The following is a 25,879-nucleotide window of genomic DNA, read 5'->3' on the forward strand; positions in this document are numbered from 1 at the left end:
GAAACATGCGTATTAGCACCCAGATGATGTACGACCAAAACATGCGCGGGATCACCGATTCCCAGAGCAAGTGGTTGAGTTATGGTGAACAAATGTCCACCGGCAAGCGTGTCAATCGCCCGTCGGACGATCCCATCGCGGCGTCGCAGGCTATTGTTCTGTCACAATCACAGTCACAAAATAGCCAGTTTGCGTTGGCAAGATCGTTCGCATCACAAAAAGTTTCTCTCGAAGATAATGTGCTTAACCAGGTCACTGCCGCTATCACCAGTGCTAAAGAGAAATTAGTCTATGCCGGAAACGCAACCTTAAGTGATGACGATCGCCTGTCGCTGGCGAGCGATTTGCAAGGTATTCGCGACCAATTGATGAACCTTGCAAACACCGCGGATGGTAATGGTCGGTTTATTTTTGCCGGCTTTAAGACTGAAGTGCCACCGTTTGATTCCGTTACCGGTGATTACAAAGGCGGTACTGAGGCTATTTCGCAGCAGGTTGATACCGCGCGTAATATGGTCATTAGCCACACGGGTCAGCAGATCTTCGAAAGCATCACCAGTAACGCCAAAGAACTGCCTGGTGGCGGATATGGCGAGACGAACATGTTCAAGATCCTCGATACGGCGATTACCGCGCTTAAGGTTCCCGTCGATACCGACTCTGCTGCAGCTGAAGCGCAGGGGAAAATCATTTCTGATGCTCAAACCGGCATCACAAACACCCAGAACAACATTCTTACTGTCGCTGCTGATGTAGGTACCAAGATGAACGAGCTTGAAAAGCTGGATAACCTTGGTGACGATCGTGCACTGGGCCAGACTAAGCAGATGAGCGACCTGGTTGATGTGGACTGGAACGCAGCGATCTCTTCTTACACCATGCAGCAGGCCGCGCTGCAGGCATCTTATAAAGCGTTTAGCGATATGCAGGGCATGTCCCTGTTCCAGCTGAACAGATAAGATCTTGACCTCTTGGAACATGTCTTGAAACTGGGCATGTTTTACTGCCCAATCCGTGTGGATTGGGCATTTTTTTTACGCGATTTCTGCCGGTGCGGAGGCGACGCGTGCACTTTCAATCAGACGTATTGCCAGCGCAATGACACCGCATACCGTTGCCAGGGCAACCACGCCCGTCCAGCCAGCCAGCGTGTAGATTTTACTCCCCGCAGCCGAACCCAACGCCATGCCGATAAAGACCACCGTAAAGAGCAGGGCGTTAAGACGCCCCCTGGCCTGAGGCTCAAGGCTATAGACCAGATTCTGGTGCGCCACCAGACTGGACTGCAGGCCCAGATCAAACCCGATGGCTGAGACAGCAATCAGAATCAGTTGTCCATGAGGACCGAGCGCGGGCATCAGGAACATCAGGGCAAACGAGACGGTAACCAGTGCTGCGCCAAGCTGCGTGACTTTTCCGGCGCCCAGCTTGTCCGCCAGACCTCCCGCCAGCGGGGCGGCTAAGGCCCCCGCGGCCCCGGCAATACCATAACCGCCCGCGATGGCGCTCCCCAGGTGATAGCGCTCCAGCAGCATGACCGCCAGCGTTGACCAGAAGGCGCTAAAGGCAATCGACAGAAAACCCTGTGCCAGTGCTGCACGACGCAGAGCCGGATAACGACGCCACAGATGTTCCATTGAGCGCATCAGGGCGGGATAGCTCAGCGTGGAGTGAATGGCAAAACGCGGGAGTACCCGCCACATCACCGCCCCAATAAATGCGATGCTTACAGCGGCCAGCTGATACATGACGCGCCAGCCAAAAGCTTCACCCACCACACCGCTGACGGTTCGCGACAGCAAGATGCCCATCAGCAACCCTGTCATCACGGTTCCCACGGTTTTTCCCTGCTTCCCTTCGGGGGCGAGGATAGCCGCTGCGGGAACGATATCCTGTGCCATGGTCGCGGCCATACCAATCAGCAGGCTTGCCAGCAGCAATGAGTGCTGCTGCCCGGTCAGGCTGCAGCCCAGCAGAAACAGTGCCAGGGCGGCGCTTTTTATCAGGATTAACGTCCTGCGGTCGTGACGATCGCCAAGTGGCAACAGAAAAAGAATACCGAGCGCGTAGCCTGCCTGGGTCAGCGTCGGGACCAGCCCCATCCCTTCAATACTAAGATGAAGGTCGGCGCCTATCAGCGGCAGCAGCGGTTGCGCGTAGTAAATGGATGCGACGCTAAAGCCAGCCCCCAGAGCCAGCATAAAAATCACCCAGCGACTGGCGGCATGGGGAGCAGTTGTTGTGTTCATAAGACGTTCCTCACTCATAATGTGCCGCTATTTTTTATCACTACGCCTTGCGACGGTAGAGGGCCTGGTGGTAAAACGCTTATACGTTTGGCGTATAGCAGGGAAAATGATGAAGCGAGTTGAGCGTATAGACAGGGTTGAACTCATGCGCACATTTGTTCGTATTGTGGAAAGCGGATCGCTATCCGGGGCGGCAAGACTGCTTGCGACGAGCCAGGCCACGGTGAGCCGCCGCCTTCAGTCTCTGGAAACGCTGCTGGGGGTACGGCTTTTATTGCGAACCACCCATGCAACAAAACTTACCGATGACGGCGAGCGCTGCTATCAACATGCCCGGCGAGTTATTGATAGCTGGCTGGCACTGGAAGATGAAATCGGTCAGACAGAGGACGAGCCGGTCGGCGTGTTACGGGTACGTGCACCGCACGCCTTTGGGCAGGATCAGCTCCTGAGACCGTTAACGGAGTTTTTGCAGCGTTATCCTCAGCTGTCGGTGGAGTGGATGCTCAACGATAAGTCGGTGGATTTTCTGAGCGACAATCTGGATTGTGCTATTCGAGTTGGCGCAGAGGTGGATCCGGCAACCGTCTCCGTGCTGCTGGCGGAAGTGCCACGCTGTGTGGTAGCTTCGCCTGCGCTGCTGGACCAGTTTGCGCCGGTTCACACACCGGAGGATCTGCAGGCGCTGCCCTGGATTGCCATCAGCACGTTCTATCAGCGACATGTGGAGTTGTGGGATGATCTTGCGCAGGTAAAACGTATCTCCATTGCGCCACGACTAAGCACGGATAGCCTGCATGTTGCGCGCAATACCGCCCTGACAGGGTTAGGGGTGGCGATGGTTTCAAGCTGGACGGTCAAGCAGGATATCCAGGAAGGGCGCTTAGTGCATTTGCTTCCACAGTGGCAGCCCGCCGCGCTCCCGGTTCATCTGGTTTATCCGTGGTCGCGTTATTATCCGGCGCGTTTACGCCGTTTTCTGGAGATGATGAAGAGGGTGATGCCGGACATTGCGGGTATGAGAAAGCCGGCACGCGAGCAATAAAAAAGCCGACCCGAAGGTCGGCTTTTTACGCTATGTGTCGTTACTCAACAGACTGCGGACGGGTAGCCGGTGCCGTCGCCTGATGCGTTGCACTGTGGCCACCGGCAGAGCCTTTACCGTCAAAGTTGAACGCAGGGCGGACCCAGTCACTGTGACGCGGTGCTTCCGGCACATATTCCGGCGCAGGTGCGCGAGTCATCGGGGCTGTCGCAACGTGAGCAGGGGCCGGCGCTGTGATTACCGGCTCGGCTTTCACTTCTGGCTCTTCTGCTTTCGCGGCTTCACGCACCGGTTCGACGTCAATTTCAACGTCCTGAACCACGTCTTCAGTCACGGTTTCAACAACCACGTCCGGTGTCTCTTCTATAGCTGCTGCTGGCTGAACCTCAGCAACAACGTCTTCAGCGACCACGGTATCTTCTTCAGCAATAAGCTGCGGTGCGGCGTCAACCGGCGCGGCAATCACTTCAGGGTGTGTGGTTTCAACGTCTACTGCATGAGGCGCTTCTGACTCAACGGCCTGTGGTTCAACCACGATAGCGGCTTCACTTACCGCTTCTTCAGTTGCGGTTACCGGGGCAATCACCTCTTCGGTGACAGCCTGTTCTTCCACAACCTGCTCCTGACGAGCAACCGGGTAGCGGATCCAGACTTTACCGGATGCCATTTCAGGAGACGCGCACGCTACGGTTAATGGCATTGGCGACTGTGTCGGGTAACGCTCATCGCGATAACGACGACGACGTTGACCGCTGACGCGCAGGTGACGCGGAGAACGGCGTGAACGACGTGGCATACCCGCGTTATCACGGCCTTCACCGTTATCGTCTTGCTCAGCGTTGTTTTCGACGACGGCTGGCAGATCCACTTTCGCCAGTTGAGTGCCTGGTGCAGTGTCACTTGCTTCTGCAGGGACGATGACGGTCTCTTCTACCGGCAGGGCACCTACACGCACTTTCTGTGACAGCTGACGCTGCTTACGACGCGGCATAACCTGAGTACGTTCTTCCTGCTCGCTATCCTGCTGTTCAACAGGCTCTTCACGGTTCAGGTTTTTGACTTCCTGCTGCGCCTGGCGCTTCTCGTCGTTACGGCGACGGCTACGCTCACGGCGTGGCTGCTGCTCGTCGCGCTGTTTGCTCTTCTCTGACTCATCGCCCGCCTGCTGGCGAATTTCACGATCTTCAACATTCTGCGGTTGCTTCTCGCGACGGTTGCGACGGTTGTCTTCGCGTTGCTCACGACCCTCATTATTGTCCGAACGGTTGTCACGGCGTTCGTTACGGTCATTACGATCGTTACGGTCACGGCGGTTGTTCTGACGTTTACGACGGTCCTGCTGACGTTCAGGTTTCGCTTCTTTCGGTGCTTCTTTCGGTTGCTCAGGCTGCTGGACTTCTTCGCCTGCAAACATCTTCTTCAGCGCACCGAAGAGGCGGCTCAGCAGACCCGGTTGTTCTGGCTGGGCTTTGACCGCAACGGCTTCTGGTTTTTGCGCAACCGATTTGGTCACGGGTTTTTCCAGTGCCGTTTCTGGCGGAGCTTCAGGCATGATGAAGGTTGCTAAGGCTGGCTGCTCTGGCAGTTTGCGCTCGGCAGGTTCTTCATCGGAAGGCAGCGCCATCTCTTCTTCATGCAGCTTAGGCAGCAGATAGCTGAGCGTGCTGGTCTCTTCACCTTTACGGACACGCAGCACGTGGTAGTGCGGGGTTTCCATCTGATCGTTAGGTACGATGATGCAGCGAACATCGCCCTGGCGTGATTCAATTGCGCTGACGGCCGCACGTTTTTCGTTCAGCAGGTAGGACGCAATTGGCACGGGAACAATGGCATGAACCTCTTTGGTGTTCTCTTTCAGCGCTTCTTCTTCAATCAGACGCAGAATAGAGAGGGACAGAGATTCGTTATCACGAACGGTACCGGTACCGGAGCAGCGCGGACAGACGTGATGGCTGGATTCACCGAGTGAAGGGCTCAGACGCTGACGGGACATCTCCAGCAAGCCAAAGCGTGAGATATGGCTAATCTGGATACGAGCACGATCCTGACGTACCGCTTCGCGCAGACGGTTTTCAACCGCACGCTGGTGGCGAACAGGGGTCATGTCGATAAAGTCGATAACAATCAGACCACCCAGGTCACGCAGGCGGAGCTGGCGGGCGATTTCATCAGCGGCTTCAAGGTTGGTGTTGAAGGCGGTCTCTTCGATATCACCGCCGCGCGTAGCACGTGCGGAGTTGATGTCGATGGCGGTCAGCGCTTCGGTCGTATCAATAACGATAGAACCACCGGATGGCAGACGCACTTCACGCTGGAAAGCGGATTCAATCTGCGATTCGATCTGATAATGGCTGAACAGCGGGATTTCACCGGTGTACAGTTTGATTTTGCTGGTGAAATCCGGACGACCCAGCGCAGCAATGTGCTGGCGCGCCAGCTCAAGCACTTTCGGGTTATCGATCAGAATCTCACCGATGTCCTGACGCAGGTAGTCACGGAAGGCACGCACAATCACGTTGCTTTCCTGGTGAATCAGGAACGGCGCTGCGCGGCTTTCTGCCGCTTTCTGGATTGCTTCCCAGTGCTTCAGACGGAAGCTTAAGTCCCACTGCAGCGCTTCGGCAGATTTGCCGACGCCTGCGGTACGTACGATAAGCCCCATGCCGTCAGGCAGCTCAAGACTTGCCAGCGCTTCTTTCAGTTCGGTACGGTCATCACCTTCGATACGGCGAGAGATACCACCGGCACGCGGGTTGTTTGGCATCAGAACCAGGTAACTTCCCGCAAGACTGATAAAGGTGGTCAGTGCGGCACCTTTGTTGCCACGCTCTTCTTTATCAATCTGAACAATGACTTCCTGACCTTCACGCAGCACATCTTTGATGTTTGGGCGGCCATGGGAGTTATAGTTTGCAGGGAAATATTCGCGGGCGATTTCTTTCAGAGGGAGGAAACCGTGACGCTCAGCACCGTAATCGACAAATGCAGCTTCAAGGCTTGGTTCAATGCGGGTGATTTTACCTTTGTAAATGTTCGCTTTTTTCTGTTCGTGTCCAGGACTTTCGATATCCAGATCGTACAGGCGCTGCCCATCCACAAGGGCGACACGCAACTCTTCTTGCTGAGTTGCGTTGATTAACATTCTTTTCATCGTAACTTACTCGTTATTCTTACATTGACGACAAAGCTGCGGGCAAGGTGACGCTTTCCGGGGTATGAACCGATGGCCTCGTGTCTATTCACGTCGCCAACCTCACGGTTGTCGCTCGCTTAAGAGGCGCAGAGTGTCGGTTGCCTGTATTTCATACGGAAACACAGCGCAATTATCAGGGGAATTGCCTGGGTAGAACTCTCCAGAGAACAATCCTTATACCGGGAAGTACTGCAACCCGCAGCCCGCTAACTGCCTGAAAGATCAATACGTCTTACGCCATTGCTGCGTGGATGATCGGTCAGACAAAATTGGTCATTCCGTCGAGATCCTTACTTAACCAGGATTTAACACGGAAAACGAGTTCATTATTCCACTGCTCGCCGGGTTATAGCAAGATGACTTTTACCAATTATCACCCGGTTACTCACAGTTTCTTCACTTCAAGGTGGTGATTGGTTTAATAACCACCAAATCGATTGCGTGAAACAGGGGACAGGCCGGATAAAAGTAAATATAAGCATAGAAAAATGAGTGGCGCTAATGGCTGACGATATTTAGAATCGCCAACCATGAAAACAGAGACTCCAGCCGTAAAAATGGTTGCCATCGCGGAAGACGACGCGGGGCAACGTATCGATAACTTTTTGCGCACCCAACTCAAAGGCGTGCCAAAGAGCATGATTTACCGCATCCTGCGCAAGGGTGAAGTGCGGGTTAACAAAAAACGCGTGAAGCCTGAGTACAAACTCGAAGCCGGTGATGAAGTGCGTATCCCGCCGGTCCGTGTTGCGGAACGCGAAGAAGAGGTCGTTTCACCCAGGTTGCAGAAAGTGGCCGCCCTGAGTGACGTTATCCTTTATGAGGATGATCATATCCTGGTGCTGAATAAACCGTCAGGTACCGCTGTCCATGGGGGGAGTGGTCTCAGCTTTGGCGTGATTGAAGGCCTGCGTGCGCTGCGCCCTGAAGCCCGTTTCCTTGAACTGGTTCACCGTCTCGATCGCGATACCTCCGGCGTGCTGCTGGTCGCAAAAAAACGTTCTGCCCTGCGTTCCCTGCATGAGCAGCTGCGTGAAAAAGGGATGCAGAAGGATTATCTGGCGCTGGTTCGTGGCCACTGGCAGTCCCACGTTAAGGCGGTGCAGGCACCTTTGCTGAAGAATATTTTGCAAAGCGGTGAGCGCATTGTACGTGTGAATCAGGAAGGGAAGCCGTCTGAGACGCGTTTCAAAGTGGAAGAGCGCTATGCGTTCGCCACGCTGGTGCGCTGCAGCCCGGTAACCGGCCGTACCCACCAGATCCGCGTACATACGCAGTATGCCGGTCATCCGATCGCATTTGATGACCGCTATGGTGACAGGGAGTTTGATAAGCAGCTGGCGGGCACCGGGTTGTCACGCCTGTTCCTGCATGCGGCGGCACTGACGTTCACTCACCCGAATACCGGCGAAACAATTCGCATTGAAGCCCCCCTTGATGAGCAGTTAAAACGCTGCCTGAAGGTGCTGCGCGGCTGATTTGGCCGGCACTTACCGGCCTGAGGTCTCTCAGGCCGGTAAGTGATGCATCACCCGTAATACTCACATCTTCAGCGGATTACACTCCTCGCGTCTGAGCATCTGGCACAATGCTATCAGCGGCAACCCGACCAGCGTGTTCGGGTCACGTCCGTCCAGCTTGTCGAACAGGGCAATCCCCAGACCTTCACTTTTGAAGCTTCCGGCGCAATTGAGCGGTCGCTCCCGACGCACATAGTCGGCGATTTCCTGCTCGCTAAGATGGCGAAAATGGACGTCGAAAGGTTCGCATTCGGTTTGCAGGTGACCCGAGGCGGAGTTGTAGAGTGCCAGACCCGTATAAAAGGTGACGATATTGCCTCGCGCTTGCATAAGCTGCTGGCAGGCATTCGCTTCAGTGTGCGGCTTTCCGGTGATAACACCGTCCAGCACACAAACCTGATCGGAGCCTATAATCAAATGCGAAGGGTAGTGTGCGGCAAGTGATTGCGCTTTCTCCTTCGCAAGACGGGTGACCAGGTGACGTGGTGATTCGCCCGGCTGCGGCGTCTCGTCAACTTCCGGCGCCGCGCATTCAAACGGGATCCCGAGCTTTTCCAGCAACATTCGACGGTAGGGTGAGGTGGAGGCAAGAACGAGATTTGGCATATTTTTATCACCAGATATAGCGTATCGATGCCAGCCATTTTAAACTACAGGCCGCAATGTGTGCGAATAATTGGCAAAAGGCAGCTGTGGTTGCCTTTTTCTTTGACTATATGACGTTACAAAGTTAATATGCGCGCCCTATGCAAAAGGTAAAATTACCCCTGACTCTTGATCCGGTTCGCACGGCTCAAAAACGCCTCGATTACGAAGGTATTTATACTTCCGATCAGGCTGAGCGTGTCGCCGAATCCGTAGTCAGTGTGGACAGTGATGTAGAATGCTCCATGTCGTTCGCTATCGATAACCAGCGTCTCGCCGTTTTAACCGGTGATGCAAAGGTGACGGTAACCCTCGAATGTCAGCGTTGCGGGAAACCGTTTGTACAGCATGTTCACACAACGTATTGTTTCAGTCCGGTCCGTTCTGACGAACAGGCTGAAGCACTCCCGGAAGCGTATGAACCGATTGAAGTTAATGAATTCGGTGAAATCGATCTTCTGGCTCTGGTTGAAGATGAAATCATCCTCTCCTTGCCAGTCGTTCCGGTGCATGAATCTGAACACTGTGAAGTGTCCGAGGCGGACATGGTCTTTGGGGAACTGCCTGATGAAGCGCAAAAACCAAACCCATTTGCCGTATTAGCCAGCTTAAAGCGTAAGTAATTGAGGAGTAAGGTCCATGGCCGTACAACAGAATAAACCAACCCGTTCCAAACGTGGCATGCGTCGTTCCCATGACGCGCTGACTGCAGTTACCAGCCTGTCTGTAGACAAGACTTCTGGTGAGAAACACCTGCGTCACCACATCACCGCTGACGGTTTCTACCGCGGCCGCAAGGTTATCACTAAGTAATCACGCGTCAGCGTGATTAGGCTTAGTGAGGATTTCCCCGTGCAAACGGGGAATTTACCGAACCAGGCTGTGACGATACCTTGACACGTCTAACCCTGGCGTTAGATGTCATGGGAGGGGATTTTGGCCCTTCCGTGACAGTGCCTGCAGCTTTGCAGGCACTGAATTCTAATTCGCAACTCACACTTCTTTTAGTCGGCAATCCCGACACAATCACGCCATTACTTGCAAAAGCTGACTTCGAACAACGTTCGCGTCTGCAGATTATTCCTGCGCAGTCAGTTATTGCCAGTGATGCACGTCCATCGCAGGCGATTCGCAATAGCCGGGGCAGTTCTATGCGAATGGCGCTGGAGCTGGTGAAGGAAGGACGCGCGGAGGCTTGCGTCAGTGCGGGAAATACCGGCGCGCTGATGGGGCTGTCGAAATTGTTGCTCAAACCTATTGAAGGTATTGAGCGTCCGGCGCTGGTGACGGTATTACCGCATCAGCAGAAGGGCAAGACCGTGGTGCTCGATTTGGGTGCTAACGTCGATTGTGATAGTACAATGCTGGCTCAGTTTGCCGTGATGGGGTCGGTGCTGGCAGAAGAAGTGGTCGGGATAAACAATCCCCGTGTTGCGTTATTGAACATCGGTGAAGAAGAGACCAAAGGCCTGGACAGCATTCGCGAAGCTGCCGAATTGCTCAAACAGGTTCCCTCCATCAACTATATTGGTTATCTCGAAGCCAATGAGTTGCTGACGGGGAAAACGGATGTTCTGGTGTGTGATGGCTTCACCGGGAACGTAACGTTGAAGACCATGGAAGGGGTCGTGCGAATGTTTCTCTCACTGCTTAAATCGCAGGGAGAAGGCAAAAAAAGCGCCTGGTGGTTGATTTTATTAAAGCGTTGGTTACAAAAAAGCCTGACGCGGCGATTCAGTCACCTCAACCCCGACCAGTATAATGGCGCCTGTCTGTTAGGATTGCGCGGCATCGTGATTAAGAGTCATGGTGCCGCCAATCAGCGAGCATTTACTGTCGCCATTGAACAGGCAGTGCAGGCGGTGCAGCGACAAGTCCCTCAGCGGATTGCCGCTCGCCTGGAATCTGTATTAGCTAAAAGTGACTGAGCGTACATGTATACGAAGATTTTAGGTACCGGCAGCTACCTGCCAAAACACGTGCGTACCAACGCCGATCTTGAAAAAATGGTAGATACGTCTGACGAGTGGATTGTCACGCGCACAGGTATCCGTGAACGTCGTATTGCCGCGCCAGACGAAACCGTTTCGACCATGGGTTACGAAGCCGCGCAGCGTGCTATCGAAATGGCGGGCATCGATAAAGATCAGATTGGCTTGATCGTGGTTGCCACGACCTCTGCCACGCATGCCTTCCCAAGCGCAGCGTGCCAGGTGCAAAACATGCTCGGCATTAAAGGCTGCCCGGCATTTGACGTTGCCGCAGCGTGCGCAGGGTTCACCTATGCGCTGAGCGTTGCCGATCAGTATGTTAAATCCGGTGCCGTGAAATATGCGCTGGTCATCGGTGCTGACGTGCTGGCACGTACCTGCGATCCAACCGATCGTGGGACGATCATTATTTTTGGTGATGGTGCGGGCGCGGTACTGCTCGGTCAGTCCGAAGAGCCGGGCATCATCTCTACGCATCTGCATGCCGATGGCAGCTACGGCGAATTACTGACCCTGCCTAACGCCGATCGCGTTAATCCGGATAACGCTATTTACCTGACGATGGCCGGTAATGAGGTGTTCAAGGTGGCGGTGACTGAGCTTGCGCACATTGTCGATGAAACGCTGGAAGCGAATAACCTTGACCGCTCCGCACTCGACTGGCTGGTGCCGCATCAGGCGAACCTGCGCATCATCAGCGCGACCGCTAAAAAGCTGGGCATGTCGATGGATAACGTTGTGGTGACGCTGGATCGTCACGGCAACACCTCTGCGGCGTCAGTACCGTGCGCATTTGATGAAGCGGTACGTGACGGACGAATCAAACGGGGCCAGTTGGTCTTGCTTGAAGCCTTTGGTGGCGGGTTCACCTGGGGTTCCGCGCTGGTTCGTTTCTAGTATAAGGATTAAATAATGACGCAATTTGCTTTTGTGTTCCCGGGCCAGGGTTCTCAGGCCGTTGGGATGTTGTCTGAAATGGCAGCAAAGTATCCGGTTATCGAAGAGACTTTCCGTGAAGCTTCCGCTGCGCTGGGTTATGATTTGTGGGCGCTGACCCAACAGGGACCAGCTGAAGAGCTGAACAAAACCTGGCAGACTCAGCCAGCGCTGTTGACGGCGTCCGTTGCGCTGTGGCGTGTCTGGCAGCAGCAGGGCGGTAAAGCGCCAGCGCTGCTCGCGGGCCATAGCCTGGGTGAATACTCTGCGCTGGTGTGTGCCGGTGTTATCGCGTTTGCTGACGCGGTGCGTCTGGTTGAACTGCGCGGTAAGTTCATGCAGGAAGCAGTACCTGAAGGCACCGGTGGCATGTCTGCTATCATCGGCCTCGATGATGCTGCGATTGCAAAAGCGTGTGAAGAATCCGCTGAAGGTCAGGTGGTGTCTCCCGTTAACTTCAACTCGCCAGGCCAGGTGGTTATCGCCGGTCATAAAGACGCGGTTGAACGTGCTGGTGCAGCCTGTAAAGCTGCAGGGGCGAAACGCGCTCTGCCGCTGCCCGTCAGCGTACCGTCCCACTGCGCACTGATGAAACCTGCTGCCGATAAACTGGCCGTTGAGCTTGAAAAAATTACTTTTAACACACCGACAATCTCCGTTGTGAACAACGTCGATGTGAAATGCGAAACCTCGCCGGACGCTATCCGTGATGCGCTGGTTCGCCAGCTCTACAGCCCGGTACAGTGGACCAAAACCGTTGAGTTTATGGCCTCTCAGGGCGTTGAGCATCTGTATGAAGTCGGCCCAGGTAAAGTCCTCACCGGTCTGACAAAACGTATTGTTGACACCCTGACTGCTTCGGCAATTAACGAGCCGGACGCGATGTCAGCGGCACTCTCGCAATAAAAGAGGAATACCATGAGTTTTGAAGGAAAAATTGCCCTGGTCACTGGCGCAAGCCGCGGTATCGGGCGTGCAATTGCTGAAACACTGGTTGCGCGCGGCGCGAAAGTGATTGGTACAGCAACCAGCGAGAATGGCGCTAAGGCCATCAGCGAGTATCTGGGTGCGAACGGTAAAGGTCTGGTTCTGAATGTGACCGAACCTGCATCTATCGAATCTGTTCTGGAAAATATTCGCGCAGAATTTGGCGAAGTGGATATTCTGGTAAATAATGCCGGGATCACTCGTGATAACCTGTTAATGCGAATGAAAGACGACGAGTGGAACGATATCATCGAAACCAACCTGTCATCTGTATTCCGTCTGTCAAAAGCGGTAATGCGCGCTATGATGAAAAAGCGTCATGGTCGTATTATCACTGTCGGTTCTGTGGTTGGTACCATGGGAAATGCTGGTCAGGCTAACTACGCTGCGGCGAAAGCAGGTCTGATCGGTTTCAGTAAGTCGCTGGCACGTGAAGTTGCGTCCCGCGGTATTACTGTAAACGTTGTTGCTCCGGGCTTTATTGAAACGGACATGACGCGTGCGCTAACTGATGAGCAGCGTGCGGGTACGCTGGCAGCTGTTCCAGCGGGCCGCTTAGGCGACCCTAAAGAAATTGCCAGCGCGGTTGCATTTTTAGCCTCTGACGAAGCGGGTTACATCACTGGTGAGACCCTCCACGTCAACGGCGGGATGTACATGGTTTAATCACGATGAAAAATATTTGCGTTATTAGGGCGAATGGCCTCAAAATAACGTAAAATCGTGGTAAGAACTGCCGGGATTTAGTTGCAAATTTTTCAACATTTTATACACTACGAAAACCATCGCGAAAGCGAGTTTTGATAGGAAATTTAAGAGTATGAGCACTATCGAAGAACGCGTTAAGAAAATTATCGGCGAACAGCTGGGCGTTAAGCAGGAAGAAGTTGTGAACTCCGCTTCCTTCGTTGAAGACCTGGGCGCAGATTCTCTTGACACCGTTGAGCTGGTAATGGCTCTGGAAGAAGAGTTTGATACTGAGATTCCGGACGAAGAAGCTGAGAAGATCACCACCGTTCAGGCTGCCATTGATTACATCAACGGTCACCAGGCGTAAGTGAACATCTCCAGGCGGTCATTCGACCGCCTGAGTTTTATCTTTTTTGTCCCACGAATCCCTTTTTTATCCCTCCCTGGAGGACAAACGTGTCTAAGCGTCGTGTAGTTGTGACCGGACTTGGCATGTTGTCTCCTGTCGGCAATACCGTAGAGTCCACCTGGAAAGCTCTCCTTGCCGGTCAGAGCGGCATCAGCCTAATCGACCATTTCGATACTAGCGCCTATGCAACGAAATTTGCTGGCTTAGTAAAGGATTTTAACTGTGAAGAGATCATCTCGCGCAAAGAACAGCGCAAGATGGATGCCTTCATTCAATATGGAATTGTCGCTGGCGTTCAGGCCATGCAGGATTCTGGCCTTGAAATTACGGAAGAGAACGCAACCCGTATCGGTGCCGCTATCGGTTCCGGGATTGGCGGTCTGGGTCTGATCGAGGAAAACCATACATCTCTGATGAATGGCGGTCCGCGAAAAATCAGCCCGTTCTTCGTTCCGTCCACGATTGTTAATATGGTGGCAGGTCATCTGACCATCATGTTCGGCCTGCGTGGGCCAAGCATTTCTATCGCTACCGCATGTACCTCTGGCGTGCATAACATCGGCCAGGCCGCGCGCATGATTGCGTACGGCGATGCAGATGCTATGGTTGCGGGCGGTGCGGAAAAAGCCAGTACTCCGCTGGGAGTGGGTGGCTTTGGTGCAGCGCGTGCGCTGTCTACCCGCAACGATAACCCGCAGGCGGCAAGCCGTCCGTGGGACAAAGACCGTGACGGTTTCGTGCTGGGTGACGGTGCGGGTATGATCGTACTTGAAGAGTACGAACATGCTAAAAAACGTGGCGCGAAGATTTATGCTGAAGTTGTCGGCTTCGGGATGAGCAGCGATGCATACCACATGACGTCACCACCAGAAAATGGTGCGGGCGCCGCGCAGGCAATGGCCAACGCGATTCGCGACGCGGGTCTTACCCCGGAGCACATCGGTTACGTTAACGCGCACGGTACTTCTACGCCTGCAGGCGATAAAGCAGAAGCTCAGGCTGTTAAGTCTATCTTCGGCGAATACGCCAGCCGCGTGCTGGTGAGCTCCACGAAATCCATGACCGGTCACCTGTTGGGGGCGGCGGGTGCAGTAGAGTCTATCTACTCTATCCTTGCGCTGCGCGATCAGGCTGTTCCGCCAACCATCAACCTGGATAATCCGGATGAAGGTTGTGACCTGGACTTCGTTCCTCACGAAGCGCGTCAGGTAAGTGGTATGGAGTACACTTTGTGTAACTCCTTCGGCTTTGGTGGTACTAACGGTTCACTGATCTTCAAAAAGATCTGAGCCTGACTGCATCATGGCGATTAAAAAAGGTCCGCTTGTCGGGCCTTTTTTATTAAGCCTAATCTTCTTGTCGGCTGCATGGCATCCTGCCAGACTAAATGCCCACGCATAAGGAGCCACCATGTTTTTAATCAATGGCCTTGAGCAAAACACGCTGCCTGCTGGTGACAGGGCAACTCAGTTTGGTGATGGCTGCTTTACGACAGCGCGCATTCTCGACGGCAATGTCTGCCTGCTCGAGGCGCACCTTCGTCGTCTTCAGCAGGGTTGTGAAGCCTTGATGATCCCCTTCACGCACTGGGACACATTGCGTCAGGAGATGTGCCATCTGGCTGCCGGGAAGCAAAGCGGTGTTCTGAAGGTGATTATCAGCCGCGGCAGCGGTGGCCGGGGATACAGCGGTACAGCTTGCCAGCACCCAACGCGGATCCTTTCGGTGTCTGCCTGTCCTGCTCATTATCTGCGCTGGCGTGAAGAGGGCGTTACGCTAACGCTCAGCCCGGTACGTCTGGGGCGAAACCCTATGCTTGCCGGTATAAAACACCTCAACCGCCTTGAACAGGTACTGATTCGCACTCATCTTGAACAGACGGACGCTGATGAGGCGCTGGTTCTTGACAGCGAAGGGTTTATTACGGAATGCTGTGCGGCTAATTTACTCTGGCGGCAGGGGAACGATGTTTATACGCCGTCGCTCGAGCAGGCCGGCGTCAACGGGATTATGCGTCAGTTTTGTTTGCAGCAGCTGGCACACTCTGGCTTTCGCGTTGTCGAAGTGAGCGCGAGAGAAGAGGCGCTGCACCAGGCTGATGAAATTATCATTTGTAATGCGCTGATGCCGGTTGTACCCGTCCGCGCGTATGGTCAATACAGCTTGTCCTCGCGCGAGCTGTTTCAGTTTTTAGCCCCGATATGTGAGCAAACCCGATAGTCATGAAGAAAATGTTGCGCTTTGTCCTCCTCCTTATCGTTGCGCTGGGTCTTGCCGGCGGAGCGGGAGTGTGGAAAGTTCGTCAGCTGGCGAACAGTAAGATCCTGATTAAAGACGAGACGATTTTTACCCTGAAAGCGGGGACGGGCCGCCTGGCGCTTGGCGAACAGCTTTATGGCGACAAGATCATTAACCGTCCGCGCGTGTTTCAGTGGCTGTTACGTATCGAGCCTGAACTGTCTCATTTCAAAGCCGGTACCTATCGCTTTACGCCGGGGATGACCGTCAAAGAGATGCTGCAGCTGCTGGAAAGCGGTAAAGAAGCGCAGTTCCCGCTGCGTTTTGTTGAGGGGATGCGCCTGAGCGATTATCTCGAACAGCTGCGCGATGCTCCGTACATTAAGCATACTCTGAAAGATGACCGCTATCAGACGGTGGCCGAGGTACTGAAATTTGAACATCCTGAGTGGGTGGAAGGCTGGTTCTGGCCAGACACCTGGATGTACACCGCAGGCACGACCGATGTGGCTATCCTCAAACGGGCGCATAAAAAGATGGTGGCAGCCGTCGATTCCGCCTGGGAAGGGCGCATGGACGGTCTGCCATACAAAGATCAAAACCAGTTTGTCACGATGGCCTCAATTATTGAGAAAGAGACGGCCGTCGCCGCCGAACGCGATCAGGTGGCATCGGTCTTCATTAACCGTCTGCGTATCGGCATGCGTCTGCAAACGGACCCCACCGTCATCTACGGAATGGGCGAGAGTTATACCGGTAAGATTTCAAGAAAAGATCTGGAGACGCCAACGGCGTATAATACCTACGTGATTAGCGGTCTGCCGCCGGGCCCGATTGCCACGCCGAGCGAGGCTTCCCTGCGTGCGGCTGCGCATCCTGCTAAAACACCGTATCTCTATTTTGTGGCTGATGGAAAAGGGGGGCATACCTTTAACACCAACCTTGCCAGCCATAATCGCTCCGTTCAGGACTATCTGAAGGCACTTAAGGAAAAAAATGCGCAGTAAATACATTGTCATTGAGGGACTCGAAGGGGCGGGTAAAACCACGGCCCGCAACGTGGTGGTGGATACGCTCAAATCGCTTGGCGTTGCGGACATGGTATTTACCCGCGAGCCCGGCGGTACGCAACTGGCTGAAAAGCTGCGGAGCCTGGTGCTGGATATCAAATCCGTTGGTGACGAGGTCATCACAGATAAAGCCGAAGTATTGATGTTCTACGCGGCGCGCGTGCAGCTGGTGGAGACGGTCATTAAACCGGCCCTGGCTAATGGCAAGTGGGTAATTGGCGATCGTCATGACCTGTCGACCCAGGCTTATCAGGGCGGTGGGCGTGGTATTGACCAGACGATGCTGGCCACGCTGCGCGATGCGGTGCTGGGTGATTTTCGCCCTGACCTGACGCTCTATCTGGATGTGACGCCGGAAGTGGGTCTCAAGCGCGCCCGTGCTCGCGGTGAGCTGGACCGCATTGAGCAGGAGTCCCTTGATTTCTTTAACCGTACCCGCGCGCGCTATCTGGAACTGGCGGATCAGGATGGCAGTATTCGGACCATTGATGCGACGCAATCCCTGGAAGAGGTCACCCGCGCAATTCAGAAGACGGTTACGCAGTGGCTACAGGAGCAACAGGCATGAAATGGTACCCATGGTTGCGCCCGCATTTTGAAAAGCTGATCGAAAGCTATCAGGCTGGTCGGGGGCATCATGCGTTACTGATTCAGGCACTGCCGGGAATGGGGGATGATGCATTGATTTACGCCATCACCCGCTTCCTGATGTGTCAGCAGCCGGAAGGCCATAAAAGCTGTGGTAAATGTCGTGGTTGCCAGTTAATGCAGGCGGGCACGCACCCTGACTATTACACGCTCGAGCCTGAGAAGGGCAAAAGCGCGCTCGGTATTGATGCCGTGCGTGAAGTCAGTGAAAAATTGTACGAACATGCGCGGCTCAGCGGCGCTAAAGTCGTCTGGCTCAAAGACGCAGCACAGCTTACCGAGGCGGCGGCGAATGCGCTGCTTAAAACGCTGGAAGAACCGCCGGAGAAAACGTGGTTCCTTCTCTCCTGTCGTGACCCGGGGCGTTTGCTGGCAACGCTGCGTAGCCGTTGTCGTCTTCATCACCTCGCGGTGCCTCAGGAATCATGGGCGCTGAGCTGGCTTGAGCGAGAGGTGACAACGTCACAGGAAGGGGCGCTCTCTGCGTTGCGCCTGAGCAGCGGTGCGCCCGCGGCGGCGCTGGCATTACTGCAGCCAGAGGTCTGGTCACAGCGAGACGCGCTCTGCCGGGCCGTTGAGTCTTCCATCACCAGCCGCGACTGGCTAAGTTTATTGCCTGCGCTTAACGGCGAGCAGGCCGCGGAACGTCTGCACTGGCTGGCTTCCTTACTTCTGGATGCGCTCAAACTCCAGCAAGAGGCAACGCTACTGACCAACCCGGACGTCTGGCCGCTGGTTAACACGCTGGCGAACAGCCTGTCAGGCGCATCATTACACGCTATCCTTCACGATATCTGTCAGAGTCGTGAACAACTTTTAACAGTGACCGGTCTTAATCGCGAGCTTTTACTGACCGACCAGTTGCTGCGTATCGAACATTACCTGCAACCCGGCGTGACACCGCCTGTTTCCCATCTCTGAGAGAGACATTATGTTTTTAGTCGACTCACACTGCCATCTTGATGGCCTGGATTATCAATCCCTGCATAAAAACGTGGACGACGTGCTGGCCAAAGCCGCTGCCCGTGATGTGAAGTTTTGCCTTGCCGTGGCAACAACGCTACCGGGGTATCGCGCCATGCGTGAGCTGGTGGGCGAGCGCGAGAACGTTGTTTTCTCCTGTGGCGTGCATCCGCTCAATCAGGATGAAGAGTACGACGTTGAGGAACTGCGCCGGCTGGCCGCAGAAGAGGGCGTCGTGGCGATGGGGGAGACCGGGCTGGATTACTACTACACGCCGGAAACGAAACCGCGCCAGCAAGCGTCCTTCCGCCATCATATTCGCATTGGTCGCGAGCTCAACAAGCCGGTGATTGTCCATACCCGTGATGCGCGCGCCGATACGCTGGCGATCCTGAAGGAAGAAAAGGTGACGGATTGCGGTGGCGTACTACACTGTTTCACAGAAGACAGAGAAACAGCGGGTAAACTGCTTGATTTAGGGTTTTATATCTCGTTTTCGGGGATCGTGACGTTCCGTAACGCTGAGCAACTCCGCGAAGCTGCGCGCTATGTTCCGCTCGATCGCATCCTCGTGGAAACAGACTCTCCGTATCTGGCACCGGTGCCGCATCGCGGTAAAGAAAATCAGCCAGCCATGACGAGAGACGTAGCCGAGTACATGGCCGTGCTTAAAGGCGTCAGCATTGAAGAGCTGGCCCGCGTCACGACGGACAACTTCTCTACGCTGTTCCATATCGACCCCGCCCGCCTGCAATCTGTTTGATACGCCTGTTTTTTTTAGGCTCGTAATTAATACATAAAACGAGTAAAGTTCACCGCCTCATTTGGGGCGGTGAAGGTGTATTTAGACACATCCAGAAACGCTTTTTGTAAATAACTGAAAGTTTTTCGACCGTCTTAAGCTGAAACGTGATAGCCGTCAAACAAACTCAGAGGGAATTATTTTACTCTGTGTAATAAATAAAGGGCGCTTAGATGTCCTGTCCACGGCACGGTACTCCCCCCGGGCCAATGCGTGAAAGCGTAAAAAAAGCACAAATACTCAGGAGCACTCTCAATTATGTTTAAGAATGCATTTGCTAACCTGCAAAAGGTCGGTAAATCGCTGATGCTGCCAGTATCCGTACTGCCTATCGCAGGTATCCTGCTGGGTGTCGGTTCTGCTAACTTCAGCTGGCTGCCAGCCGTAGTTTCCCACGTGATGGCCGAAGCAGGCGGTTCCGTCTTTGCTAACATGCCTCTGATCTTCGCTATCGGTGTGGCGCTGGGCTTCACCAATAACGACGGCGTTTCTGCGCTGGCTGCAGTTGTTGCCTACGGCATCATGGTGAAAACCATGGCAGTGGTTGCGCCACTGGTTCTGCATTTACCGGCAGAAGAGATCGCTGCGAAACACCTGGCAGACACCGGTGTTCTGGGCGGTATCATCTCCGGTGCGATTGCAGCGTACATGTTCAACCGCTTCTATCGCATCAAGCTGCCTGAGTATCTGGGCTTCTTCGCGGGCAAGCGTTTTGTTCCGATTATTTCTGGCCTGGCAGCGATTTTCACTGGCGTGATCCTGTCCTTCATCTGGCCACCAATCGGTTCCGCTATCCAGACCTTCTCTCAGTGGGCTGCTTATCAGAACCCGGTTGTGGCGTTTGGTATCTACGGCTTCATCGAGCGTTGCCTGGTACCATTTGGTCTGCACCACATCTGGAACGTTCCATTCCAGATGCAGATTGGTGAATTCACCAACGCAGCAGGTCAGGTATTCCACGGTGATATCCCACGTTACATGGCGGGTGACCCAACTGCAGGTAAACTGTCTGGTGGCTTCCTGTTCAAAATGTACGGTCTGCCGGCAGCGGCAATTGCTATCTGGCACTCTGCTAAACCAGAGAACCGTGCAAAAGTGGGCGGTATCATGATCTCCGCAGCGTTGACCTCGTTCCTGACCGGTATCACCGAGCCGATCGAGTTCTCCTTCATGTTTGTTGCGCCGATCCTGTACATCATTCACGCGGTTCTGGCGGGTCTGGCGTTCCCAATCTGTATCCTGCTGGGTATGCGTGACGGTACGTCCTTCTCTCACGGCCTGATCGACTTCATCGTTCTGTCCGGTAACAGCAGCAAACTGTGGCTGTTCCCAATCGTTGGTGCGTGCTATGCCGTTGTTTACTACACCATCTTCCGCGTGCTGATCAAAGCACTGGACCTGAAAACACCAGGTCGTGAAGATGCGTCAGAAGACAGCAAAGCCACCGCGACAAGCGAAATGGCTCCGGCTCTGGTTGCCGCATTCGGCGGGAAAGAGAACATCACTAACCTGGACGCGTGCATCACTCGTCTGCGTGTTAGCGTTGCCGACGTCGCGAAAGTAGACCAGCCGGGTCTGAAAAAACTGGGTGCAGCAGGGGTTGTTGTTGCTGGTTCGGGCGTTCAGGCAATCTTCGGGACTAAATCCGATAACCTGAAAACCGAAATGGATGAGTACATCCGCAACAGCTAAGCTGTGACCTGGGGAGACTAAGGCAGCCGAATGGCTGCCTTTTTTATGGGTAGAAACTTAAAAAGAGTAATTCGCGCTGACGGAGACGTTCAGCGGCGCGCCATAGACAACGTATGACCCGACGTAGTCGTAGTATTTTTTATCAAACAGGTTGTTAACGTTGGCCTGCAAGGCCAGATCCCTGGTGACCTGATAACGGCTGAAGAGATTCACCAGCGCATAGCTGCCCTGTTCTGCACGGGACTGGCCTGCCGGGCCACCCTCCACATCCGTCCACACTTTATTCTGCCAGTTCACCCCGCCGCCCACCGCCAGTTCCGGCAGCATAGGCAATTGATAACGGGTAAACAGCTTCATGGTCGTGCGTGGCTGATCGGAACTGATGGCATTCCCGCGCTTATCTTCTGCAATAAACCGTGTCGCCCCGAAGGTTAACTGCCAGTTGTCGGTCAGTGCACCGTTTAGCTCAAATTCAATCCCTTTGCTGACCACGCCATCCAGTGATTCATAAATAGATTCACCGCTCGGCATATAGGTGTAGGTATTGCTCGCCACGTTATCCTGTTCAATACGGAAAACGGCCAGTGAGGTGGTCAGGCGGGTGTTGAACCAGTCCGCTTTCACCCCCGCTTCGTAGCTCTTACCGGTCGTAGGGTCGAGGTAACGACCGCTCGCGTCACGCTTGTCCTGTGGCTGGAAAATAGAGGTGTAGCTGACATAGGTCGACCAGTCTTCATTGATGTCATAAACCAGTCCTGCATAAGGCGTTACGTCATCTTTGGAACTTTCCAGACGGGTATCCGGGGAGCCTGCCGGGTTGTAGCGAATGTTATAGTTGGTGTAACGCGCGCCAAGGATCAGGTGCAGCGGGTCGGCCAGCGAGAATCGGGCCGAGGTATACGCCGATGACTGGCGAATGTCGTCCTGGCTATAGAGCTTCCACGGTGTCCACTGCGGGTCGGCGATTTTGCCATTCCAGTTTTTAAAATTACCCACATCCACCATACCGTATAACGCATCCGGCATGCTGTTATCGTAATGGTTACGCTGGCGGCTGAAGCTCCCGCCAAACATCATCTCATGCTGACGACCAAAAAGGCTGAAATCGCCACGCAGGAAGGCGTCGATGGCATCCTGCTTCCGTTCACCGCGGTTCCAGCCGCCGTAGCCGACCATGCCCGCCCCGGTCTCTTTATCCGGATAGCCTGACATATACATCAGTTTGCTGTCGAAATGGGTTTCCGCATGCATGCCGTTGATGTGCGCTTCCCAGCCGTTGTCAAAACGTTGGGTCAGGTTGGCAAAGATACGGGTGTTGTCTTTATCCGAGTAAGCCCAGTCAGGCGCAACGGTCTGGCTGCGGTTGTAATGGGTTTTGCTTCCGTCGCTATACCAGGTTGGCAGCCCGCCCCAGGTGGGATCGGCGGTGTGACTTTCCTGGTATTCATAGCCTACGGAGAGGGTTGTGCTGTCGGTGACGTCGGCATCCACCACGCCATAGAGGAATTTTTTACGGTAGTGGTAGTTATCCACAGCGCTGTCGTTGTCCTGGTAACCGGTGATCAGACGACCGCGCACATTGCCAGACTCTACCAGCGGGGCCTGTAAATCCAGCACATAGCGCTGCTTGTCCCAGCTGCCGTAGCTGGCGGAGACGTTCCCTTTGAATACGTTACTGTCTGCGTGCTTGCGCACCATATTGACGTAGGCGGATGGGTTACCGGTGCCGGACATCAGCCCGGTAGCGCCGCGAACCACCTCTATACGGTCATAAATGGCGGTGTCGGCGGCGGTGTCGCCAAAGTTCCATACTTCGCTGATGGAGGTCGGCAGGTCATCGAACGCATAGTTACTGACGAAGAATCCGCGCGAGTAAAATACGGTGCGGTCGCTGTCCTGCACCTGGGCCGTTACGCCGGTGGTGTTGGTTAACACCTGGCCGACTGACTGCAGGTTCTGATCTGCCATGCGCTGCTGGCTAATCACGCTGACGGACTGGGGGATATCGCGGGGAACAAGTAACAGTTTGGTCCCGGTGGTGGTGGTTTTTACGCTGTAGTCCTGATCCTGTCCACTGGAGGGATCCTGTGCGTTATCAACGCCACCCTCCACAACTACCGTATCTTCGGTAGTTGTGGAGGCAAAACTGACGGTTGGCATCAATGCCATAGCAATACAGGCTGTCAGCAACGAAGGTGTTGTGACAGGCTGGCGTTGCCCATCCCTGGTATGAGTAATGAAAGACATCATCAAACCCTTAATGAATGGTGAAGGTGGTCTGCATCAGTCCCGCATGTACGGGCTGATGTCGTTTTCTATGCTGAAAATGCGCATGAAAATGCAAATGCGAAATATACGCATTGAGATTAACGGTGTAAACAGATGTGTCAAAAGGAACTGAAATAATGTTTCAGGCGATCGCGACGCGTCAGCGCTCACTCTCCAGGCAGCTGGAGGACATTCAGGAAAGAAATCGGTGGAGAAGGTTGAAAGGACAGGAGAATCTCGCTCATACTCTTGTGTTGTGTCACACAGTAATACTGAGAATGTGTTAATGGCGGCGCACTACGCCAGATTAAACAAAAAAGGAAAAGGTCATGGCTGAAGAAACGATTTTTAGTAAAATTATCCGCCGCGAAATCCCTTCGGATATCGTTTATCAGGATGAGCTGGTGACGGCTTTCCGGGACATTTCTCCTCAGGCTCCGACACATATCCTTATTATTCCTAATATTCTGATTCCGACCGTAAACGACGTAAAAACCGAGCATGAAGTAGCGTTAGGTCGTATGCTGACAGTGGCCGCAAAAATTGCTGAGCAGGAAGGGATTGCTGATGACGGTTACCGTCTCATCATGAACTGTAATCGCCACGGTGGTCAGGAAGTTTATCATATTCACATGCATCTGCTGGGTGGACGTCCTCTGGGGCCGATGCTGGCACATAAAGGTCTTTGACATGCTTAAAGGGCGTATTGCAGCGCTGGTAATGACGATGTTGATCGTAGGGTGCAGCACGCGTCCGGCGATCCCCGTCAGCGATGAACAGACGCTGGTGATGGAATCCTCCGTACTTGCTGCGGGCATCACGGCGCAACAACCTGCGTTGTCGATCAGTGAAATCAACTCTTCTGCTTCCTCTACGCTCTTTAATGAAAGACAAGAACCAGTGACGGTGCACTACCGTTTTTTCTGGTATGACGTACGAGGTCTTGAAATGCATCCGCTGGAAGCGCCGCGCAGCGTCACTATTCCGGCAAGATCGTCGGTAACGCTCTATGGCAGCGCCAACTATCTGGGTGCACATAAGGTGAGACTTTATCTTTATTTGTAAGGGGTGAACCTTGATTAAAAATTTGAGCCGTTATGCGCTCGTGACTGCTTTCGCTCTGTTCCTCGCAGGGTGTGTGACCCGAACTGAAGAACCTGCGCCTGTGGAAGAGGCCAAACCGGGTACCGAGCAGCCGACACAGCCAACGCAGCCGCCGCCAACCGTACCGACTGTGCCGTCTATTCCGTCGCAGCCTGGTCCAATTGAACATCCGGATCAGACATCGCAGCCTGCGCCGCGCGTGCGTCATTACGACTGGAACGGTGCGATGCAACCGATGGTCGGCAAAATGCTGCAGGCTCAGGGTGTGACCGCGGGCAGCGTATTGCTGGTTGATAGCGTGAATAACCGTACCAACGGTTCGCTGAACGCGGGCGAAGCGACAGAAACCCTGCGCAATGCCCTGGCCAATAACGGTAAGTTTACGCTGGTCTCGGCACAGCAGCTCGCGGTAGCCAAGCAGCAGTTGGGCCTGTCACCGCAGGACAGCCTCGGTTCACGCAGCAAGGCGATTGGGATTGCCCGTAACGTCGGTGCGCAGTATGTGCTTTACTCCAGTGCCACCGGTAACGTGAACACGCCAGCCCTGCAGATGCAGCTGATGCTGGTTCAGACAGGCGAGATTATCTGGTCAGGTAAAGGTGCCGTTACGCAACTCTGACAGGACGCGTGAAGAGATCCTGACGCGTTATTTTCCACAGTATCGCCTTATCGCGCCGCAGGCCCCTTCCGGGCTTGGCGGCGCGAGTTGCATTATAGAGCAGGGCGAGCAACGTCTGGTATTGCGGCAGAATCACGATCCCTTAGCGTCTGCATCCCATTTCCGCCGTCAGTTTCGGGCACTGAAACGCCTTCCGGCGGATCTGGTGCCAAAGCCCCGTTTTTATCGCGAGGGCTGGATGGCCGTGGAGTATCTGGCAGGGGAGATCGGCAACACGCTACCGGAAACGGCAGTGCTTGCGGCTATGCTCTGTCATCTGCACCAGCAACCGCGTCTGGGGTGGCGGGTGACGCTGCTGCCGTTGCTTGAACAATACTGGCAGCAGGCTTCAGCCGACAGGCGAACCCCATTCTGGCTGGCACAGCTAAAACGGCTGCGTAAAACGGGCGAACCGCAGCCGCTTCGGCTCTCGCCGCTGCATATGGATGTTCATGCCGGAAATATTGTTCATACGTCCCTCGGTGCGAGGCTTATCGACTGGGAATATGCCGGTGACGGAGACGTGGCGCTGGAGCTGGCGGCCGTCTGGTCGGAAGATGATACTGCGCGGCAGCGGCTCATCACCGACTACGCCCGGATAGCGCACATGAATGCCGACGCCCTGAGGCGTCAGGTGAGGCGCTGGCGACCGTGGGTCGTCATGCTGATGGCTGGCTGGTTTGAAATGCGCTTTCAGCAATCCCGAGACAAACAATTTATTGCGCTGGCAGATGATGCCTGGCGTCAGTTACAAACTAAAGGATAAGAGAG

Annotated in this window: 25 protein-coding genes; 21 read left to right on the forward strand and 4 right to left on the reverse strand. The window is 54.3% G+C overall.

The genetic code is table 11. The features are described from left to right. The first annotated feature begins 5 nt into the window (after positions 1 to 5). A complete protein-coding gene (gene flgL, locus ACN9MQ_RS08350) occupies positions 6 to 959 on the forward strand; it encodes a flagellar hook-associated protein FlgL (protein ID WP_014169564.1) in 954 nt (317 codons plus the stop codon). A gap of 75 nt (positions 960 to 1,034) precedes the next feature. Here the strand turns inward: flgL and ACN9MQ_RS08355 are convergent, their stop codons facing one another. Then, a complete protein-coding gene (locus ACN9MQ_RS08355; RefSeq protein WP_426021594.1) occupies positions 1,035 to 2,249 on the reverse strand; it encodes an MFS transporter in 1,215 nt (404 codons plus the stop codon). Positions 2,250 to 2,268: 19 nt separating this feature from the next. Between ACN9MQ_RS08355 and ACN9MQ_RS08360 the strand changes: the two genes are divergently transcribed. Continuing rightward, entirely contained in the window at positions 2,269 to 3,294 is a 1,026-nt protein-coding gene (locus ACN9MQ_RS08360; RefSeq protein WP_081308084.1) for a LysR family transcriptional regulator, read from the forward strand. Positions 3,295 to 3,334: 40 nt separating this feature from the next. On the opposite strand, the gene rne is transcribed toward ACN9MQ_RS08360, so the two are convergent. Next, positions 3,335 to 6,445 (reverse strand): ribonuclease E, encoded by a 3,111-nt coding sequence (rne, locus tag ACN9MQ_RS08365; protein ID WP_426021595.1) that lies wholly within the window; start codon positions 6,443 to 6,445, stop codon positions 3,335 to 3,337. Between the two features lie 572 nt (positions 6,446 to 7,017). Here rne and rluC point away from each other — a divergent pair. Further along, entirely contained in the window at positions 7,018 to 7,965 is a 948-nt protein-coding gene (rluC, locus tag ACN9MQ_RS08370; protein WP_014169568.1) for a 23S rRNA pseudouridine(955/2504/2580) synthase RluC, read from the forward strand. Between the two features lie 63 nt (positions 7,966 to 8,028). On the opposite strand, the gene ACN9MQ_RS08375 is transcribed toward rluC, so the two are convergent. Further along, positions 8,029 to 8,613 carry a Maf family protein gene (locus ACN9MQ_RS08375; RefSeq protein WP_426021596.1) on the reverse strand — a complete coding sequence of 195 codons (585 nt, stop codon included), beginning with the start codon at positions 8,611 to 8,613 and terminating at the stop codon, positions 8,029 to 8,031. Positions 8,614 to 8,753: 140 nt separating this feature from the next. Between ACN9MQ_RS08375 and yceD the strand changes: the two genes are divergently transcribed. The 14 genes from yceD (at position 8,754) to ptsG (ending at position 21,078) form a co-directional block, all read left to right on the forward strand. After that, positions 8,754 to 9,275, forward strand: a complete 522-nt coding sequence (gene yceD / locus ACN9MQ_RS08380) for a 23S rRNA accumulation protein YceD (RefSeq protein ID WP_014169570.1) — start codon at positions 8,754 to 8,756, stop codon at positions 9,273 to 9,275. Positions 9,276 to 9,291: 16 nt separating this feature from the next. After that, positions 9,292 to 9,465, forward strand: coding sequence for a 50S ribosomal protein L32 (gene rpmF / locus ACN9MQ_RS08385; RefSeq protein ID WP_003857964.1), 174 nt, complete (start codon positions 9,292 to 9,294; stop codon positions 9,463 to 9,465). Positions 9,466 to 9,545: 80 nt separating this feature from the next. Continuing rightward, a complete protein-coding gene (plsX, locus tag ACN9MQ_RS08390; protein ID WP_014169571.1) occupies positions 9,546 to 10,580 on the forward strand; it encodes a phosphate acyltransferase PlsX in 1,035 nt (344 codons plus the stop codon). Between the two features lie 6 nt (positions 10,581 to 10,586). Continuing rightward, positions 10,587 to 11,540, forward strand: a complete 954-nt coding sequence (locus ACN9MQ_RS08395; protein ID WP_014169572.1) for a beta-ketoacyl-ACP synthase III — start codon at positions 10,587 to 10,589, stop codon at positions 11,538 to 11,540. 15 nt (positions 11,541 to 11,555) lie between these two features. After that, positions 11,556 to 12,485 carry an ACP S-malonyltransferase gene (gene fabD, locus ACN9MQ_RS08400; RefSeq protein ID WP_014169574.1) on the forward strand — a complete coding sequence of 310 codons (930 nt, stop codon included), beginning with the start codon at positions 11,556 to 11,558 and terminating at the stop codon, positions 12,483 to 12,485. A 12-nt stretch (positions 12,486 to 12,497) separates the two neighbouring features. Then, complete coding sequence (gene fabG, locus ACN9MQ_RS08405) at positions 12,498 to 13,232, forward strand: 3-oxoacyl-ACP reductase FabG (protein WP_014169575.1); 735 nt, start codon at positions 12,498 to 12,500, stop codon at positions 13,230 to 13,232. A gap of 154 nt (positions 13,233 to 13,386) precedes the next feature. Continuing rightward, complete coding sequence (acpP, locus tag ACN9MQ_RS08410) at positions 13,387 to 13,623, forward strand: acyl carrier protein (protein ID WP_003857954.1); 237 nt, start codon at positions 13,387 to 13,389, stop codon at positions 13,621 to 13,623. 89 nt (positions 13,624 to 13,712) lie between these two features. Then, the gene (gene fabF / locus ACN9MQ_RS08415; protein WP_014169576.1) at positions 13,713 to 14,954 is read left to right on the forward strand and encodes a beta-ketoacyl-ACP synthase II; all 1,242 of its coding nucleotides are present in this window, start codon (positions 13,713 to 13,715) and stop codon (positions 14,952 to 14,954) included. A gap of 121 nt (positions 14,955 to 15,075) precedes the next feature. Next, entirely contained in the window at positions 15,076 to 15,885 is an 810-nt protein-coding gene (gene pabC / locus ACN9MQ_RS08420) for an aminodeoxychorismate lyase (protein WP_426021597.1), read from the forward strand. A 2-nt stretch (positions 15,886 to 15,887) separates the two neighbouring features. Continuing rightward, positions 15,888 to 16,910: a cell division protein YceG gene (yceG, locus tag ACN9MQ_RS08425; RefSeq protein WP_020884666.1), complete on the forward strand. Its 1,023-nt coding sequence runs from the start codon at positions 15,888 to 15,890 to the stop codon at positions 16,908 to 16,910. After that, the gene (gene tmk, locus ACN9MQ_RS08430) at positions 16,900 to 17,541 is read left to right on the forward strand and encodes a dTMP kinase (RefSeq protein WP_014169579.1); all 642 of its coding nucleotides are present in this window, start codon (positions 16,900 to 16,902) and stop codon (positions 17,539 to 17,541) included. The genes yceG and tmk overlap by 11 nt, the downstream gene beginning before the upstream one ends. Beyond that, complete coding sequence (gene holB / locus ACN9MQ_RS08435; RefSeq protein ID WP_020884665.1) at positions 17,538 to 18,542, forward strand: DNA polymerase III subunit delta'; 1,005 nt, start codon at positions 17,538 to 17,540, stop codon at positions 18,540 to 18,542. The genes tmk and holB overlap by 4 nt, the downstream gene beginning before the upstream one ends. 10 nt (positions 18,543 to 18,552) lie before the next feature. Further along, positions 18,553 to 19,347, forward strand: a complete 795-nt coding sequence (locus ACN9MQ_RS08440; RefSeq protein ID WP_014169581.1) for a metal-dependent hydrolase — start codon at positions 18,553 to 18,555, stop codon at positions 19,345 to 19,347. 297 nt (positions 19,348 to 19,644) lie between these two features. Continuing rightward, on the forward strand, positions 19,645 to 21,078 hold the full coding sequence (ptsG, locus tag ACN9MQ_RS08445) for a PTS glucose transporter subunit IIBC (RefSeq protein ID WP_014169582.1): 1,434 nt from the start codon (positions 19,645 to 19,647) through the stop codon (positions 21,076 to 21,078). A gap of 57 nt (positions 21,079 to 21,135) precedes the next feature. Here the strand turns inward: ptsG and fhuE are convergent, their stop codons facing one another. After that, positions 21,136 to 23,325: a ferric-rhodotorulic acid/ferric-coprogen receptor FhuE gene (fhuE, locus tag ACN9MQ_RS08450; RefSeq protein WP_426021598.1), complete on the reverse strand. Its 2,190-nt coding sequence runs from the start codon at positions 23,323 to 23,325 to the stop codon at positions 21,136 to 21,138. Positions 23,326 to 23,675: 350 nt separating this feature from the next. Between fhuE and hinT the strand changes: the two genes are divergently transcribed. Genes hinT through thiK form a run of 4 tightly spaced genes read left to right on the forward strand, consistent with a single transcriptional unit; the run spans position 23,676 to position 25,874 of the window. Beyond that, positions 23,676 to 24,035 carry a purine nucleoside phosphoramidase gene (hinT, locus tag ACN9MQ_RS08455; RefSeq protein ID WP_014169584.1) on the forward strand — a complete coding sequence of 120 codons (360 nt, stop codon included), beginning with the start codon at positions 23,676 to 23,678 and terminating at the stop codon, positions 24,033 to 24,035. A 1-nt stretch (position 24,036) separates the two neighbouring features. Further along, positions 24,037 to 24,411 carry a YcfL family protein gene (locus ACN9MQ_RS08460; RefSeq protein WP_014169585.1) on the forward strand — a complete coding sequence of 125 codons (375 nt, stop codon included), beginning with the start codon at positions 24,037 to 24,039 and terminating at the stop codon, positions 24,409 to 24,411. A 10-nt stretch (positions 24,412 to 24,421) separates the two neighbouring features. Then, entirely contained in the window at positions 24,422 to 25,069 is a 648-nt protein-coding gene (gene lpoB / locus ACN9MQ_RS08465; protein WP_014169586.1) for a penicillin-binding protein activator LpoB, read from the forward strand. Next, positions 25,050 to 25,874, forward strand: a complete 825-nt coding sequence (gene thiK, locus ACN9MQ_RS08470) for a thiamine kinase (RefSeq protein WP_426021599.1) — start codon at positions 25,050 to 25,052, stop codon at positions 25,872 to 25,874. Before lpoB ends, thiK begins: the two co-directional genes overlap by 20 nt. Positions 25,875 to 25,879 lie beyond the last annotated feature (5 nt).

It is taken from the genome of Enterobacter sp. R-25, assembly GCF_049913205.1.
In the GTDB taxonomy this organism is placed as follows: Bacteria; Pseudomonadota; Gammaproteobacteria; order Enterobacterales; family Enterobacteriaceae; genus Enterobacter; species Enterobacter ludwigii.